This is a genomic window from Nocardioides jiangsuensis (assembly GCF_019679455.1).
Classification (GTDB): Bacteria; Actinomycetota; Actinomycetes; order Propionibacteriales; family Nocardioidaceae; genus Nocardioides_C; species Nocardioides_C jiangsuensis.
On record NZ_JAIEZQ010000001.1, the window covers coordinates 291,527 to 306,850 of the forward strand.

Genomic DNA, 15,324 nt, shown 5'->3' on the forward strand with positions numbered 1-15,324 from the left:
GAGGAGGCACCGATGGCCGTGATCATCGGGATGGACCCGCACAAGCGTTCGGCCACGATCGAGGTGGTCGACGAACGAGCCCAGGTGCTCGCTGTGGGCAGGTACGGCACCGACAAGGCCGGGTATGCCGAGATGCTCGCCGCCGGCCGCGAGCACCGCGATCGGGTTTGGGCGATCGAGGGCTGCAACGGCATCGGCAAGGAGCTCGAATCGTCGCAGCGGCCGGTTCATTCGCTCGGCGGCGGGCCGGCTGCCACCTCGGCCTCAGAGCGGAGGATGCAGAACTCGTTGCCTTCCGGGTCGGAAAGGACGACCCATCCGGTGCCGGGGCCGTACTGGCCGCGGTGGTCGGACACCTCCCGCGCACCGAGCCCGAGCACTCGCTCGATCTCGTCGTCGCGACTGCCCGTGCGCGGCCGCAGGTCGAAGTGGATGCGGTTCTTCACGGACTTCGAATCGGGCACCTCGATGAAGAGGATCTCGTGGCCGGTCTCCGGGTCACGGATCGCGCATTCCTGATCACCCGGCTCGTTGGGATCGTCGTCGCTGTCGACATAGCCCAGAAGCTGCTTCCACCACTCCGAGAGCTCGTAGGCGTTGCCGCAGTCGAGGGTGGTGTGGGAGACGAAGGAGGTCATGCCTCACACGCTGCCAATGATCGCCGACGCTCCGCAATCCGATTCGGGCTCGGAAGTGCTGCACGCCGACAGGGCCACGACCGGCGACGCTACGTTCGAATGCCGGGTGGCTATCACCCCCTCGAGCCCGTCGAGCCCCCGCACCATGAAATGACGGGCCCGTCGCTCTCGGCAGCGTCACTCCCGCGACGGCTTCACAGCACCTTGGTGCCGTACATCTCCCCGAGCGGGTCAGCGATCAGTTCGAGCCTTGCGCCATTGGGATCCCGCAAGTAGATCGACGTGCCGCTCTCGTGCAGGTACTCGACACCGGCCTCGTCGAGCTTGCGCCGCAGGCGCTCCCACTTCTCGGGTTCCACCGAGATCGCGATGTGGTGCAGCCCGCCCAGCACTTCGGCGTACGGGCCGAGGTCCAGGCCCGGGAAGTCGAAGAACGCCAGGAGGTTGTTGTTGCCGATGTCGAAGAAGAAGTGGTTCGAGCCCTTGTAGTCGCGATTCTCGAAGATCTCCGTCAGCGGGAACTCCAGCAGCTCCTGGTAGAACCGGATGGTCTCCTCGACGTCGCGGGCGACAACGGCGAAGTGATGCAGTCCGCGGGCGCTCGACGAGGGCCGCCGCTCGTCCGGACGGAGGTAGGCGTCGCGGATGCGTTCACGTTCGGCGTCGATGGCGGCGAGATCGATGTCGGTCATGACCGCCTCAGATCCTGAAGAAGATGTTCAAGAAGCGGTCGGCTACCGCACGGTCGCCTCTGATGGTGCCCGCGTTGCTGCGGCCGAAGGCTGTGAGCACGAAGCTTCCCGGGTCGAACTCGAGCACGGTCAGGTCATCGGTCTCCCCGGCGGCGTACGAAAACCCGTCCTCGGTCAGCGAGATGCGGGTGTCCCCGGCGTTCGATCCGGAGGTGATCCGGATGCCGATCTCACAGACGCCGTCCGGGCTGACCGGGTTGGTGGTGTACTGCCACAGCACGAACATGAATGGCGTGAGCAGGTCGGCTGCCTCGCCCGACAGCCCATGTGCCCGACCAGTGCCCTGCCGGACGTCCCAGGAGTGCACGCCATAGTCCATCAGCTGGAAAGCCGGGTAGAAAAACGACGGCAGCGGCCCCATGTAGAAGTGCGGGACCAGCAGGCCCGTCCAGTTCTCGTCCGTCAGGCCGTCTAACGTCTCCATCATCCTGTCGAAGTCGGCGCGTGCCCGCTCGACGAGCTCCGCCCGCGGCACGGAGCGAAACGCCCGCGCCATCTCGTCGCACCGTACCGCCATGCCGGGCAGGCCGTAGGCCGGCTCCACCTCCGAGTGGTTGCGGGCAGCGTCGAACGACACGAAATACGCCTCGGTCGTGTCCACGAGGTGACCGACGACATCGCGTACCTGCCAGTGCCCAGCGCCGGTGGGCGCCTCCCAGGCTTCGTCGCTGTCGACCAGGTCGAAGAACTGCTCTGCTTCTTGTCGCACGACCCGAAGGATCGTGTCCTTACCTTCCGGGGTCATGGCGTTCCACGTGCCCATGCCCGCACCTCCCTCGGAGAGGAGTGTCGAGGAGCCGGAGCCGGAGCCGGTCCGGCGCAGGCTGCACCGGGTCACGCGAAGGCCGGAACTCGGCGAGTCGTAGTTGCGCGTTCAACTTCAGGCTACGACAGGAGAGGGCCACCGTCCCAGTGCTCGAGGTGGGTCAATTCGTCCACCGCGATCCGGCTCAGCCGCTTCAGCTGCTTCGCCGGCTTGCCAAGGGGCACAACGGCCGCGACCGCGAACGGTTCGGGGACGCCGAGCAGCTGCTTCAGCGCCGGCTCCTCGGCGATGGCCATCGTCGTGATCGTGCCTCCGAAACCCTCGTTCCGGGCCGCCAACAGGATGTTCCACACCAGCGGATAGACCGACGCGCCGCCGACGATCCCGACCCTGTCGAGCTCCTTGTCCAGCGCGGCCACGGCACGCAGGTCGACGCAGACGACGAGGACGACAGCGGCCCGGCGCAGCGGTTCTGTGACCGACGCAGGGACCCGGGTCTGCGTCAACTGCTCCTCGGTGACCCGGCTGGTGGTGTACGCGCTCCACGGGGTTTCACCCGCAGCACGCTGCGCGTGATACCGCCGGGCACCAGGCTCAGTGATCTCGACCAGCCGGTCCCGCGTCACAGGATCACGGACCACGACGATCTGGGCGCCTTGGCGGTTGCCGCCACTAGGGGCGAATCGAGCGTTCTCGAGAATGGTATGGAGCACTTCGTCCGGAAGCGGATCGTCGGTGAACTCTCGAACCGCCGCAGTCGTCCGCATCACCTCGTAGAGGTCCATGAAGCGCAGCCTAAGCTCTCGTCCTTGGTGTGGCCGTCGCCGCTGGCTCGGGACACACGTGGACACCGGCAGTCCAGCGAGTTCCACTATCCGCGGCTACTTGTTCCATTGACGACACGACCGGGGTCTGACGAGGCTCGGTCGAGGTGTCCGAGGTTGTCGCTCTCAACGCGGCTGCCCACGAATCGCGTGTGGCTCTCACATGGCCTGCGCAGCCTCGGGCACCGACCCGGGCGGGAGAGGCTCAAGAAGGGATTGCTCTGCTCGAAGTAGCGGTGCCCTCCGGCTCGACATTCATCAGTTGAGCAAGAGGAGGCAACGTGAGTCAGGTATCCCCGCGGGTCGTCATCGGCATGGACCCGCACAAGCGGTCGGTCACCATCGAGGTGATGGACGGCGACGAGCATGTCCTGGGTGGTGGAAGATTCGCCACCGACGCGGCGGGCTACCGCCTGATGCTCGACAGTGTGCGCGCCTGGCCTGATCGGGTCTGGGCCATCGAGGGCTGCAACGGCATCGGCCGGCACATCGCGCACCGGCTCATCGCCGACGGCGAAGAGGTCGTCGACGTGCCGCCGAAGCTGTCCGCCCGGGCGCGGGTGTTCGCCACCGGGCAGGGTCGCAAGACCGACGCCACCGACGCCCACTCCGTCGCGCTGGTCGGCACCCGCATGACCGGGCTGCGGCCAGTAGTGGCCGACGACCAGCTCGAGGTGCTCCGGCTGCTGGTCGACCGCCGCCGCTCCCTGGGCGAGGAGCACACCCGCAAGGTCTCCCAGCTGCACGCGCTCTTGCTGGAACTCATCCCCGGTGGGGCGAAGGTGTTCTTGTCCGCTGCCCAGGCCCGCAAGCTGCTGGCATCGGTGCGCCCCCGCGACGTGGTCGGCAAGACCCGCAAGCGCGTCGCGATGGAGCTGGTGGTCGACCTAGAGAAGATCTACGCCCGCACCAAGGCCGCGGACAAGGAACTCACCGAGCTCGTGAAGGCCACCGGCACCCGGTTGCTGGACCTGCGCGGCATCGGACCGTCCGGTGCTGCCCGGCTGCTGGCCGAGGTCGGCGACATCACCCGGTTCCCCGACCGCGGCCACTTCGCCTCCTGGACCGGCACCGCACCCATCGACGCCTCCTCCGGCGACCACGTCCGACACCGGCTCTCCCGCGGCGGCAACCGCCAGATCAACCGGGTCCTGCACATCATGGCCGTCGTGCAGCTGCGCAACCCGACCGAAGGCCGGGCCTACTTCGACCGCAAGAAGGCAACCGGCAAGACCTCGATGGAAGCCATGCGCTGCTGAAACGACGGCTCTCCGACCTCGTCTACAAGACCATGCTCGAGGACCTCGTCGCGGCGCAGAAGACGGGCCCGGGAGGACAACTAGGCAACGACTCTGTCTCCAGCGCGACCGGCTCACAGCCCACTGCCGGCTCTTCGGACAAGTCACTTCCCGGACCCGCCAAGACCAAGCCTAAGCGCACCATTCCCGCCGCGTCTTGACACAGAAGGGAGCCATGTCAGTGCGACGTGGAGGCTTGTGAACGCCACCATTCGTCGTCGACAACCAGGCCGTCCGTCAGCGACTCCATCTGGCCAGCGTGCTGAACGACGAACTCGACCGGAAGCCGCACAGCGTGGTCCCGGACGTAGTGCGCCAGACCCTCGGGCCAGATGAAAACATCATCGGTCAACTCCAGGTTGCCGTTCTGCGCATTGCAGATCCGGCACCGCGAGTAGCCCATGTAGGCACGAGCTACGAGCCCGTGCGACAAGTAGAGAGCCAGGTCGACCCGCGCACAACAGAACCCCTCTTCGCGGCCTGTGAGTGCGGTTCGGCCTGAGGCGTTCGCCTGGAAGACACCACTGTGTCGAGCATTCCGGGCGCATCCTGTCCGGATTGGCTAATAGCGTTCAGTGCAACTGATGTCTATGAAGGGGGCGGTCCGGCGTGGCTGAGCATGAGAAGTTCCTTGAGCGTGACTTGCGCGGTGCGCGGTTTGTGGAGTGCGACCTGTCGGGCGTGGTGATGCGCGGTGTCGAGGTTGCTGGGATGGACATCGATGCACCTTGGTTGAGCGCGGGTCCGGGGTTGCGGGTGAACGGGATCCACGTGACGCCGTTCGTCGAGGCGGAGCTGGATCGGCGCTTTCCCGGCCGCAGCGAGCGGCGGGCCGAGAGCCCGGTGGGTTTGCGCGAGGCGTGGACCGCGGTAGACCGCGCCTGGGACGCGGCGATCGAGCGGGCAGCGGTGCTGCCCTCAGGCTCAGTCAATATCCGGGTTGATGATGAGTGGTCGTTCTCTGAGACCCTGCGTCACCTGGTGCACGCCACCGACATCTGGCTGGGTAAGGGCGTGTTGGGGCTCGGGGAGGCTGACTTCCATCCCCTCGGCCTCGGGCACAGTGACGGCGCCTCGCAGGCGCGCGCTTACGACGACGTCCTGGCCGCACGCGCGGACCGGACCGCGATGGTGCGCGACTTCCTGGCCACGGTCACCGACCAGGTACTCGACGAGGAACGCCGCAACCCGCACAGTCCCGCAGAAGCCGAAACCGTTCGCAGTTGTCTGCACGTGATTCTCGAAGAGAGTTGGGAACACCTACGATTCGCGCTGCGCGACCTCGACGCGATCCAATCGCCCAACGGCTGGGCGCGCGGACAGTAGCCCACAGCCGGACCATGACGATCCCGATGACCGCTCATCGGTGCGAGTTCAGCCGGTAAGCGCCTGAGCTGCTGCAAGTCGGACGCGAATAGGGACACATCCAGTTAGGTTCAAGAACCGGACCACGACAACTGGTCTCGTAAAGGCTCACCTAGACTGCTGGCCAAGCCCCCGAAACCCCGACGGGGACCCGCAGAAAGGCTCATCCGCGTGCGCTCGATCTCCTCGGCTCCCCGCACCCCCGCCCGCGACGCCGCCCTGGTGGCGATCTTCGCCGGGTTCGTCGCCGCCCTCGGCATCGTCCCCGCCTTCACTCCCCCGGGCTTCACCGTCCCGATCACGACCCAGTCGCTCGGCGTGATGCTCGCCGGCGCCGTACTCGGGGCACGCCGGGGCTTCCTGTCCCTGACGCTGTTCCTGGCCCTGGTCGCCGTGGGACTGCCACTGCTCGCCGGCGGCCGCGGAGGGCTCGGGGCGTTCATGACTCCCTCGGTCGGGTTCCTGGTCGCCTGGCCGGTCGCGGCGTGGATCGTCGGTTGGATCACCGAGCGGGGCGGTCCGTCGTACAAGCTGCACTGGGGCGTCGTCGCCAACGTGGTCGGCGGTATCGTGGTGCTCTACGCGGCGGGCATCGTCGGCATCGCCGCTGTGGCCGGCATCTCGGTAGGCGCCGCCGCGGTCTCCACGTGGATCTTCCTGCCCGGCGACGCGGTCAAGGCGGTGCTGGCGGCCGTCATCGCGCGCGGCGTGCACTCGGCCTACCCGGGTCTGGTCCGCGGCCGGCGCCGTGAGCGGGAGACCTCGGCTGTCTGACCGGCTGCTCGACGCCGCCGCCTGCCCCGACCCGGCGGCGGCCGTGCTCGACGCGACGGTGCGCGGCGACCGGCTCGCGCTCCGCACCTCCGGCACGTCGGGGGCCACCCGGTCGGTGGTCCGCAGCGCCGCGTCGTGGTCGCACTCGTTCCCGCACGTCTCCGCCCTGCTCTCGGTCGGTCACGACGCGCGGGTGTGGGTGCCCGGGCCGCTGTCGTCGACGATGAACCTGTTCGCCGCGGTGCACGCGGCCTGGGCCGGCGCCACCGTGGTCTCGGACCCGAGGGTCGCCACACACGCGCACCTCACCCCCTCGGCGCTCGCCCGCTGCCTGGACGACGGGGCGCCACTCACCGGGGTGCACGTCCTGGTCGCCGGCGACCGCCTCGCCGTGGGGTTGCACGACCAGGCGGCGGCGGCCGGCGCCCGGATCAGCCACTACTACGGTGCCGCGGAGCTGTCCTTCGTGGCGTGGGGCTCCCACGAGGACGACCTCCACCCGTTCCCCGAGGTCGACGTGGTCGACCGGGAGGGAGTGCTGTGGGTCCGCTCCCCCTACCTGGCCGACGGGTACGAGGGAGAGCCCGGCGCCCTGCTGCGCGACCCCGATGGGTACGCGACGGTCGGTGACCGGGGGCACGTGGCGGGCGGCCTGGTCCGGGTCCTCGGACGCGGCACGGAGGCGGTCACCACGAGCGGCGTGACCGTCCTGGTCGCCGACGTCGAGCACGCGCTGCGCCCTGCCGTCGCCGGCGGTGAGCTCGTGGTGGTCGGTGTGCCGCACCCCGACCTGGGAGCCGTGCTCTGCGGCGTGCTCACGGACGGCGCCCGTGTCGACGCCGTCCGCGCACGTGCGCGCAGCGTGCTCGACCGGACCCACCGGCCGCGCCGCTGGTTCGCGGTGGACCACCTGCCCCTCACCGCCGCCGGCAAGGTCGACCGGGCGGGGTTGGCCACCCTGGTCGCGTCCACCGGCGAGGGCGTGCGACGGCTCCTGTGATCCGCGCGGATACCGTTGGCCTGCGATGACCACCTCACCCTCCGAGCCCCGCGACCTGCCGGTCGTCGTGGACGCGCTGCGCACCCCGATCGGCACGGCCGGTCACGGACTTCGCGACGTGGACGCCGCGGACCTCGCGGCACCGGTGCTCGCCGCGCTGGCCGCCCGCGCCCCGGCCGTCGACGAGGTGGTGCTCGGCAACTGCATGGGCCCCGGCGGTGACGTCGCCCGGGTGGCGGCGCTCTCCGCGGGCCTGCCGCTGGCCGTGCCCGCGCTGACCGTCGACCGCCAGTGCGGCAGCGGCCTCGCGGCGGTCACCGTCGGGGCTGCGCTGGTCCGCGACGGCGCCTCGGTGGTGGTCGCCGGCGGCGTCGAGTCGGCCTCGACCGCCCCGTGGCGGTCCTGGCCCCCGTCGTCGCGGGACGGCGAGCCGGTCCGGTACGCCCGGGCGCCGTTCGCGCCGGCGTCCGTCGGCGACCCCGACATGGGGCTCGCGGCAGACCTTCTCGCCGCCGAGCACGGCGTCGACCGGCAGCAGCAGGACGCCTACGCTGCACGCTCGCACGCCCGCGCGGCGGCCACCCTGGAGCGCGGCGGCTTCGCCGAGGAGACCGTCCCGGTGGGCGCCGTACACGTCGACGAGCGCCCGCGGGCCGGGCTGACCGCCGAGCGACTCGGACGGCTCCGGCCCCTCCACCGAACCGACGGCACGGTCACCGCCGGGAACTCCTGCGGCGTGAACGACGGGGCGGCGGCGGTGACGGTCGTGTCCGCGGGCACCCACCGCGAGCTCGGCGTCCCCGGCCTGCGGATCCTCGCGACCGCCACCGCCGGCGTCGACCCGAACCGGCCCGGCCTCGGCATCGTCCCCGCGACCGGGCGGGCCCTGGCGCGGGCCGGCCTGACCCTCGACGACCTGGATGTCGTCGAGCTGAACGAGGCGTTCGCGGGGCAGGTGCTCGCCTGCTGCGCGGAGCTCTCCCTGGACCCCGAACGGGTCTGCGTCGAAGGCGGCGCGCTCGCGCTCGGCCACCCGTGGGGCGCGTCCGGGGCGGTGCTCGTGGTCCGCCTGTTCAGCCAGCTGGTGCGCGCCGGGCGCGGACGTTACGGGCTCGCCGCCATCGCCGCCGGGGGCGGCCAGGGAGTCGCGGTGGTGGTCGAACGATGCCCGTGATCGACGTCGACAGGGTCAGCCACGCGTACGGCGAGGGGTCGAACCGCCGGGTCGTGCTGAGCGACGTGTCGCTGCGGCTGACCGAGCAGCGGATCGGGATCGTCGGCGCCAACGGCTCGGGCAAGTCCACCTTCGTCCGGATGCTCAACGGCCTGGTCCTGCCCACGTCGGGGTCGGTCCGGGTCGACGGGCTGGACACCCGCAAGAGCGGCCGGGAGGTACGCCGTCTGGTGGGGTTCTGCTTCACCGACCCCGACGCGCAGATCGTGATGCCCACGGTGCGCGAGGACGTCGCGTTCGGCCTCCGACGACGGGGGCTGAGCAAGGACCAGGTCGCGGCCCGTGTGGCGGGGATGCTGGCGACTTACGGGCTCGAGGGCCACGCGGACCACCCCGCCCACCTCCTCTCCGGCGGCCAGAAGCAGCTGCTGGCGCTCTCGTCGGTGCTGGTCACCGAGCCGGCGGTGCTCGTGATGGACGAGCCGACCACGCTGCTCGACCTGCGCAACGCCGCGAAGGTCTCGGGCGCCGTGCGCGACCTGCCGCAGCAGGTCGTGCTGGTGACGCACCACCTGGACCTGCTCGACGGGTTCGACCGGGTGCTCGTCTTCGACGAGACCCGGGTGGTCTACGACGGCACGCCCGCCTCGGCGGTCGCCCACTACCGGGAACTGATGGCATGAGCGTCCTCGGGCTCTACCAGCCGGGCGGCACGGTCCTGCACCGGGCCCGCGCCGGCACCAAGCTCGGCGTGATGCTCGCCGCCGGTGTCGCGTCGGTCCTCCTCGACCACTGGTGGCAGGTGCTGGTCGCGCTCGGTGTCGTGCTGGGCGGCTACGCGGTGGCGCGGATCCCCGCCCGGATGGCGGTGCTCCAGGTACGACCGCTGGTGTGGATGGTGGGCCTGATCGCGCTCTTCCACGTGCTGTCGGGCAGCTGGGAGCGGGCGTTCGTCGTGACCGGGCTGATCGCGACGCTCGTGCTGCTCGCGGCGCTGGTCACGATGACCACCCGGACCACGGACATGGTCGATGCGGTGGTGGGCCTCTGCCGGCCGCTGCGCCGGGTCGGCGTCGACCCCGAACGCGTCGGCCTGATGCTGGCGCTGGGGATCCGGTCGGTGCCAGTCGTCGTGGGGCTGGCCGAGGAGGTCCGGGACGCGCAACGGGCGCGGGGACTCACCGCGAGCCCCCGTGCCTTCGCGGTCCCGCTGATCGTCCGCTCGCTCCGGCACGCCGATGCGCTCGGCGACGCCCTCGTCGCGCGCGGCGTCGACGACTGACCCGTTGAGACGTCACTCGTTCGGCGTTGAGGCGTCACTCGTTCGGCGTTGAGAGGTCAGTCGTGAGGGGTTCAGAGGTCAGTCGTTCGGGTCGGTGACCTCGATCGACACCGAGCGGGCGTCGGCGATCGCCTGGTCGAGGACCTGCCGCCGCGGGTCCGGTACGGCGAGCCAGGGTTCGGTGCGCAGCTCGGCGAGACCACGCAGCCGCGGGTCGGCGAGTACGGCGTCCACCGCTCCCCTGTCCCCGCCGCAGACGAGCGCCTCGACCTTCCCGAACTCGGTGAGCAGGACGCGATGCGCATGATCCGCGGCGGCTTCGTAGGCGCTGCGTGCCTGGTTGTCGCGTCGCCGAGCGAACCGCTGCTGGCTCTGACCGCCCGCCTTGGTCCGCCCCTGCACGTGCCGCTGCCCGACCTTCGAGACCAGGGGCCTGTCCGCCGTTCCCGCGGCAACGGCGAACCCGCCCTTGCGCACGAGCAGCACGCCCCACCGGACCTCGGCGTCGGCCGCCCTCCGGAGGTCCTCGGCGGTCGGCGGTCCGTCGTACACCTGGTGGAACGGCAAGGCCGCCTCGGCCCGCGCTCCATCGGGAGCGTGGGCGACGAGGCGGCCTTCGCGGACCTGCAACTCCGGGGAGCCGTGCCGGGTGGAGAAGTTGTCGAACCACCGGACCAGCCGGGCAGGGGGCACGAGCACCGTCCGGGTCGGGGTCATGGGTCCAACCTAGTGCCGGTACGGCGGCCAGCCGGCCGCCGCGCGCCGAACGACTGACCCCTCAACCCCTCACGACTGACGCTTCAACGCCTCACGACTGACCTCTCAACGCCTCACGACTGACCTCTCAACCCCTCACGACTGACCTCTCGACGCCGAACGAGTGACGTCTCAACGAGGGAGCCCGGGAGGGCAGGGGGTCAGACGTTGAAGCCGAGGGCGCGGAGCATCTCGCGGCCGTCGTCGGTGATCTTGTCCGGGCCCCACGGCGGCATCCACACCCAGTTGATGTTCACGTCGTTGACCAGGCCCTCGAGCGCGGCGTTGGTCTGGTCGGTGATCACGTCGGTCAGCGGGCACGCCGCGGACGTCAGGGTCATGTCGAGCACCACGTTGTTGCCGTCGTCGAGGTGCACGTCGTACACCAGGCCGAGGTCGACGACGTTGATCCCGAGCTCGGGGTCGACGACGTCCTTCATCGCCTCGGTCACGTCGTCCTTGGTGACGGCGGAGGTGCCCCCGGTGAGGTCCACCTCGGGGAGGTCGGTCTGGGCGTCGGTCATCGTTGCTCCTTCGTTTCTGCGTCGGCGGTGGCCCGGTCCGTGCGGAGGGCCTCGGCGCCGAGCACCTGCGATGTCGCGTCCTTCCACGCCATCCATGACAGTAGCGCGCACTTCACCCGGGCCGGGAACTTCGCGACCCCGGCGAAGGCGATCGCGTCCTCGAGCACCTCCTCGTCGGGCTCGACGGTCCCCCGGCCCTGCATCAGGGTGAGGAACTCCTCGTGCACCGCGAGCGCCTCCGGGACGGTCTTCCCGATCACCAGGTCGGTCATCACCGACGTCGCGGCCTGGCTGATCGAGCATCCCTCGGCGTCGTACGAGACGTCCGCGACGACGGGCTCGCCGCCGTCGCGGGAGAGGTGGACCCGCATGGTGATCTCGTCACCGCACGTCGGGTTCACGTGGTGCACCTCGGCCTCGTACGGCTCCCGCAGGCCCTGGTGGTGCGGGTTCTTGTAGTGGTCGAGGATGATCTCCTGGTACAGCGAGTCAAGATCCATCGTCACCCCACCCTGAAGTACTTCTTGGTGTACTCCAGGCCGTCGACGAGCGCGTCGATCTCGGCCGGAGTCGTGTACAGGTACGACGACGCGCGGGTCGAGCTCTGCACGCCGAACCGCTTGTGCGCCGGCTTGGCGCAGTGGTGCCCGGCGCGGACGGCGATGCCGCGCGAGTCGAGCACCTGGCTCACGTCATGCGGGTGCACGCCCTCGATCTCGAAGGAGATCGCCCCGCCGCGCTGGTGCGCAGTGGTCGGGCCCATCACCGTCAGGCCCTTCACCGTGGCCAGGCCCTCGAGGGCGTAGCCGGTGATCGCCTCCTCGTGGCGCTGCACGTTCTCCATGCCGAGCGCGGACAGATAGTCCACCGCCGCCCCGAGCCCGACCGCCTCGACGATCGGCGGGGTGCCGGCCTCGAACCGGTGCGGGATGTCGGCGTACGTCGACCGCTCCATCGTCACGGTCGCGATCATCTCGCCGCCGCCGAGGAACGGCGGGAGCTGCGCGAAGATCTCGCGGCGTCCCCACAGCACGCCGATGCCCGTGGGGCCGACGACCTTGTGGCCGGTGAACGCGAGGAAGTCCGCGCCCGAGGCGACCACGTCGACCGGCATCTGCGGCGCGGCCTGGGAGGCGTCCACGACGACGACCGCGCCGACCTCGTGCGCCCGGCGGGCGATCTCGGCGACCGGGTTGACCGTGCCGAGCATGTTCGACACCCAGGTCAGCGCGACCACCTTGGTGCGCTCGGTGATCAGCTCGTCGATCTTGGACAGGTCGAGCCGGCCCTCGTCGGTGAGCCCGAACCAGCGCAGGGTCGCGCCCTTGCGCTCGGTGAGCAGCTGCCACGGCACGATGTTCGAGTGGTGCTCCATCTCGGTGATGACGACCTCGTCGCCCTCCCCGATCTCGAGCGGCCCGCGGGCCCACGCCAGGGTGTTCGCCACCAGGTTGAGCGCCTCGGAGGCGTTCTTGGTGAAGACGACCTCGTCGCGGGACGGGGCGTTGAGGAACGCGGCGACCTTGTCGCGGGCGGCCTCGAACGCGGCGGACGACTCGGCACCGAGCTGGTGCATCGCGCGCGCCACGTTGGAGTTGTGGCGCTCTAGGTGGTCGACCATCGCGTCGATCACGACCTGCGGCTTCTGCGAGGTGTTCGCGCTGTCGAGGTAGACCAGCGGGAACCCGTCGGCGAGCGTGCGGGTGAGGATCGGGAAGTCGGCCCGGATGAGGTCGAGCCCGTCCAGCAGGCCAGGCAGTGCCTGGCCCGCTGCGACGGCGCCGGGAGCAGTCATCAGGCCGATGCGCCCGCGTTGACGTACTTGTCGTAGCCCTCGGCCTCGAGCTGGTCGGCCAGCTCCGGGCCGCCCTCCTCGGCGATCCGGCCGTCGACGAAGACGTGCACGAAGTCGGGCTTGATGTAGCGCAGGATGCGCGTGTAGTGGGTGATCAGCAGCACGCCGCGGTCACCCTGCTCGCGGAACCGGTTCACGCCCTCGGAGACGATCTTGAGCGCGTCGATGTCGAGGCCGGAGTCGGTCTCGTCGAGCACCGCGACCTTGGGGTTGAGCAGCTCGAGCTGGACGATCTCGTGGCGCTTCTTCTCGCCGCCGGAGAAGCCCTCGTTGACCGAGCGCTGCGCCATCGTGGTGTCCATCTTGACGCGCTCCATGGCGCCGTTGACGTCCTTGATCCAGGTGCGCAGCTTGGGAGCCTCGCCGTCGATCGCGGTCTTCGCGGTGCGCAGGAAGTTGGCGACGGAGACGCCGGGGACCTCGACCGGGTACTGCATGGCGAGGAAGAGGCCGGCGCGGGCGCGCTCGTCGACCGACATCGCGAGGACGTCGTCACCGTCGAGGGTCACGCTGCCGCTGGTGATGGTGTACTTCGGGTGGCCGGCGATGGAGTACGCGAGCGTCGACTTGCCGGAGCCGTTGGGCCCCATGATCGCGTGGGTCTCGCCCTCGTTGATGGTGAGGTCGACGCCCTTGAGGATCTCCTTGGGGCCGTGCTCCGTGTCGACACTGACGTGCAGGTCGCGGATTACCAGGGTGGCCATTCGTTTTCTCCGTATCAGCTTCTCGTGTGAAGTTCGTTGTCAGGCGTCGTTGAGGACGGTGTGTACGTCGACCAGCACGTCGTCGCCCTGCACCGTCACGGGGTAGACCGCGACGGGCTCGGTCGCGGGCAGGCCGGTCGGCTTGCCGGTGCGGAGGTCGAACCGCGAGCCGTGCAGCCAGCACTCGATCTCGCAGCCCTCCACGTCGCCCTCGGACAGGGCGATCGCGGCGTGCGAGCACTCGTCGCGGATCGCGTACCAGCTGTCGCCGTCGCGGACGACCGCCACGTCGACACCGTCGACCTCGACCGCGAGCGCGGCCCCGGGTGCCACGTCGCCGACTCCGCAGGCGCGGACGTTGCTCATGCCGTCACCACCGAGGAGGGGTTGGCCCCCACGTTCTTCTCCAGCTCGGCCTCGACCGTGGCGAGCAGGCGCTCCTCCAGGGCCGGGACGCCGATCTTGCGGATGATGTCGGCGAAGAACCCGTGCACCACGAGGCGGCGCGCCTCGTCCTCGGCGATGCCGCGCGACTGCAGGTAGAACAGCTGCTGGTCGTCGAACCTTCCCGTGGTCGAGGCGTGGCCGGCGCCCTCGATCTCGCCGGTCTCGATCTCGAGGTTCGGCACCGAGTCGGCGCGGCAGCCGTCGGTCAGCACGAGGTTCCGGTTCGACTCGTAGGTCTCGATGCCCTCGGCGGCCTTGCGGATCAGCACGTCGCCGATCCACACGGCGTGCGCGCCCTGGCCCTGCAGCGCGCCCTTGTAGTCGACGTTGCTGCGCGTCTTCGGCGCGTTGTGGTCGACGAACAGCCGGTGCTCGAGGTGCTGCCCGGCGTCGGCGAAGTACAGGCCGAGGAGCTCGGCCTCGCCGCCGGGCCCGTCGTACACGACCTCGGTGTTGAGGCGCACCAGACCGCCGAAGCTGATCGCGGAGTGCCGCACCGAGGCGTCGCGGCCGACCCGGATCGCGTCGCGACCCAGGTGGACGGCGTCGTCGTCCCAGTCCTGGATGGTGACCGCGGTGACCTGGGCGCCGTCGCCGATGAGGAACGAGGTGGTCGCGGCGTAGCGCGCGGCACCGGTGTGCTCGAGGACCACCGCGGCCTTGGCGTGGTTGCCCACGCGGACCACGAGGTGGCCCCACACCAGGTCCTCGGGCGTCGAGCCGTGCAGCGTCACCACGATCGGCTCGGCGAGCTCGAGCTCGGCGGGCACGTCGAGCAGCATCGCGCCGCCGGCGTTGGCCACGGCCAGCGCCGAGGGGCGGTCGGCCGGCTTCATCTCGCCGAGCCCACGGGCCTCCTCCGCGCTGATCTCGCGCAGCGTCACGCCCTCGGGCAGCTCGGTCTTCCACGTGAGGCGGGCGTCGGACGCCTCCCCCTCGAGGATGCCGCCGAGCCGCTTGAGCGGCGTGAAGCGCCAGATCTCCTCACGACCCGTGGGGACCGGGTGGTCCGCGAGGTCGTAGGACGGGGTCGGGTGGAGGTGGCTCGCGACCTTGTCGCTCGTCTCGATGGCGCTCGAGACGTTCGGTGCTTCGGTGACTGTCACAGTTATCGCTTTCTCACGGTGGGGGTGGTGGGGCGGGCAGGCGCGGAGGCGGAACCGCC

Annotated in this window: 19 protein-coding genes; 7 read left to right on the top strand and 12 right to left on the bottom strand. The window is 70.1% G+C overall.

Annotation, left to right across the window (positions count from 1 at the left end; translation table 11 throughout):
* Positions 1 to 227: 227 nt before the first annotated feature.
* The 4 genes from K1X13_RS01455 to K1X13_RS01470 all read right to left on the bottom strand — a co-directional run bounded on the left by K1X13_RS01455 (position 228) and on the right by K1X13_RS01470 (position 2,941).
* Positions 228 to 638: a VOC family protein gene (locus K1X13_RS01455; protein ID WP_221023271.1), complete on the bottom strand. Its 411-nt coding sequence runs from the start codon at positions 636 to 638 to the stop codon at positions 228 to 230.
* A 194-nt stretch (positions 639 to 832) separates the two neighbouring features.
* On the bottom strand, positions 833 to 1,330 hold the full coding sequence (locus tag K1X13_RS01460; protein WP_221023272.1) for a VOC family protein: 498 nt from the start codon (positions 1,328 to 1,330) through the stop codon (positions 833 to 835).
* Between the two features lie 7 nt (positions 1,331 to 1,337).
* Positions 1,338 to 2,153, bottom strand: a complete 816-nt coding sequence (locus K1X13_RS01465; RefSeq protein ID WP_221023273.1) for a maleylpyruvate isomerase family mycothiol-dependent enzyme — start codon at positions 2,151 to 2,153, stop codon at positions 1,338 to 1,340.
* A gap of 122 nt (positions 2,154 to 2,275) precedes the next feature.
* Complete coding sequence (locus tag K1X13_RS01470) at positions 2,276 to 2,941, bottom strand: nitroreductase family protein (protein WP_221023274.1); 666 nt, start codon at positions 2,939 to 2,941, stop codon at positions 2,276 to 2,278.
* Positions 2,942 to 3,261: 320 nt separating this feature from the next.
* Here K1X13_RS01470 and K1X13_RS01475 point away from each other — a divergent pair, with 320 nt between their 5' ends.
* Positions 3,262 to 4,239 (top strand): IS110 family RNA-guided transposase, encoded by a 978-nt coding sequence (locus K1X13_RS01475; RefSeq protein WP_221023275.1) that lies wholly within the window; start codon positions 3,262 to 3,264, stop codon positions 4,237 to 4,239.
* Between the two features lie 217 nt (positions 4,240 to 4,456).
* On the opposite strand, the gene K1X13_RS01480 is transcribed toward K1X13_RS01475, so the two are convergent.
* Positions 4,457 to 4,681, bottom strand: coding sequence for a hypothetical protein (locus K1X13_RS01480; protein ID WP_221023276.1), 225 nt, complete (start codon positions 4,679 to 4,681; stop codon positions 4,457 to 4,459).
* Positions 4,682 to 4,887: 206 nt separating this feature from the next.
* Between K1X13_RS01480 and K1X13_RS01485 the strand changes: the two genes are divergently transcribed.
* From K1X13_RS01485 to K1X13_RS01510, 6 genes are all read left to right on the top strand, one after another.
* Complete coding sequence (locus K1X13_RS01485; protein ID WP_308249329.1) at positions 4,888 to 5,604, top strand: DinB family protein; 717 nt, start codon at positions 4,888 to 4,890, stop codon at positions 5,602 to 5,604.
* Positions 5,605 to 5,814: 210 nt separating this feature from the next.
* Positions 5,815 to 6,417, top strand: coding sequence for a biotin transporter BioY (locus K1X13_RS01490; RefSeq protein WP_308249330.1), 603 nt, complete (start codon positions 5,815 to 5,817; stop codon positions 6,415 to 6,417).
* Complete coding sequence (locus K1X13_RS01495) at positions 6,392 to 7,417, top strand: AMP-binding protein (RefSeq protein ID WP_221023277.1); 1,026 nt, start codon at positions 6,392 to 6,394, stop codon at positions 7,415 to 7,417. Before K1X13_RS01490 ends, K1X13_RS01495 begins: the two co-directional genes overlap by 26 nt.
* Before the next feature lie 25 nt (positions 7,418 to 7,442).
* Positions 7,443 to 8,591, top strand: coding sequence for a thiolase family protein (locus K1X13_RS01500; RefSeq protein WP_221023278.1), 1,149 nt, complete (start codon positions 7,443 to 7,445; stop codon positions 8,589 to 8,591).
* Positions 8,582 to 9,274, top strand: a complete 693-nt coding sequence (locus K1X13_RS01505; protein WP_221023279.1) for an energy-coupling factor ABC transporter ATP-binding protein — start codon at positions 8,582 to 8,584, stop codon at positions 9,272 to 9,274. The genes K1X13_RS01500 and K1X13_RS01505 overlap by 10 nt, the downstream gene beginning before the upstream one ends.
* Positions 9,271 to 9,873, top strand: a complete 603-nt coding sequence (locus K1X13_RS01510) for an energy-coupling factor transporter transmembrane component T family protein (protein WP_221023280.1) — start codon at positions 9,271 to 9,273, stop codon at positions 9,871 to 9,873. Before K1X13_RS01505 ends, K1X13_RS01510 begins: the two co-directional genes overlap by 4 nt.
* Before the next feature lie 78 nt (positions 9,874 to 9,951).
* On the opposite strand, the gene K1X13_RS01515 is transcribed toward K1X13_RS01510, so the two are convergent.
* The 7 genes from K1X13_RS01515 to sufD form a co-directional block, all read right to left on the bottom strand.
* Positions 9,952 to 10,590: an acVLRF1 family peptidyl-tRNA hydrolase gene (locus K1X13_RS01515; protein ID WP_221023281.1), complete on the bottom strand. Its 639-nt coding sequence runs from the start codon at positions 10,588 to 10,590 to the stop codon at positions 9,952 to 9,954.
* 200 nt (positions 10,591 to 10,790) lie between these two features.
* Positions 10,791 to 11,153, bottom strand: a complete 363-nt coding sequence (locus K1X13_RS01520) for a metal-sulfur cluster assembly factor (protein WP_221023282.1) — start codon at positions 11,151 to 11,153, stop codon at positions 10,791 to 10,793.
* Positions 11,150 to 11,653 (bottom strand): Fe-S cluster assembly sulfur transfer protein SufU, encoded by a 504-nt coding sequence (sufU, locus tag K1X13_RS01525; protein ID WP_221023283.1) that lies wholly within the window; start codon positions 11,651 to 11,653, stop codon positions 11,150 to 11,152. The genes K1X13_RS01520 and sufU overlap by 4 nt, the downstream gene beginning before the upstream one ends.
* Positions 11,654 to 11,655: 2 nt before the next feature.
* Positions 11,656 to 12,948 (bottom strand): cysteine desulfurase, encoded by a 1,293-nt coding sequence (locus K1X13_RS01530; RefSeq protein ID WP_221023284.1) that lies wholly within the window; start codon positions 12,946 to 12,948, stop codon positions 11,656 to 11,658.
* Positions 12,948 to 13,712, bottom strand: coding sequence for a Fe-S cluster assembly ATPase SufC (sufC, locus tag K1X13_RS01535; protein ID WP_221023285.1), 765 nt, complete (start codon positions 13,710 to 13,712; stop codon positions 12,948 to 12,950). Before sufC ends, K1X13_RS01530 begins: the two co-directional genes overlap by 1 nt.
* Positions 13,713 to 13,751: 39 nt before the next feature.
* The gene (locus K1X13_RS01540; RefSeq protein WP_221023286.1) at positions 13,752 to 14,078 is read right to left on the bottom strand and encodes a non-heme iron oxygenase ferredoxin subunit; all 327 of its coding nucleotides are present in this window, start codon (positions 14,076 to 14,078) and stop codon (positions 13,752 to 13,754) included.
* Positions 14,075 to 15,271, bottom strand: a complete 1,197-nt coding sequence (sufD, locus tag K1X13_RS01545; protein WP_221024503.1) for a Fe-S cluster assembly protein SufD — start codon at positions 15,269 to 15,271, stop codon at positions 14,075 to 14,077. Before sufD ends, K1X13_RS01540 begins: the two co-directional genes overlap by 4 nt.
* Positions 15,272 to 15,324 lie beyond the last annotated feature (53 nt).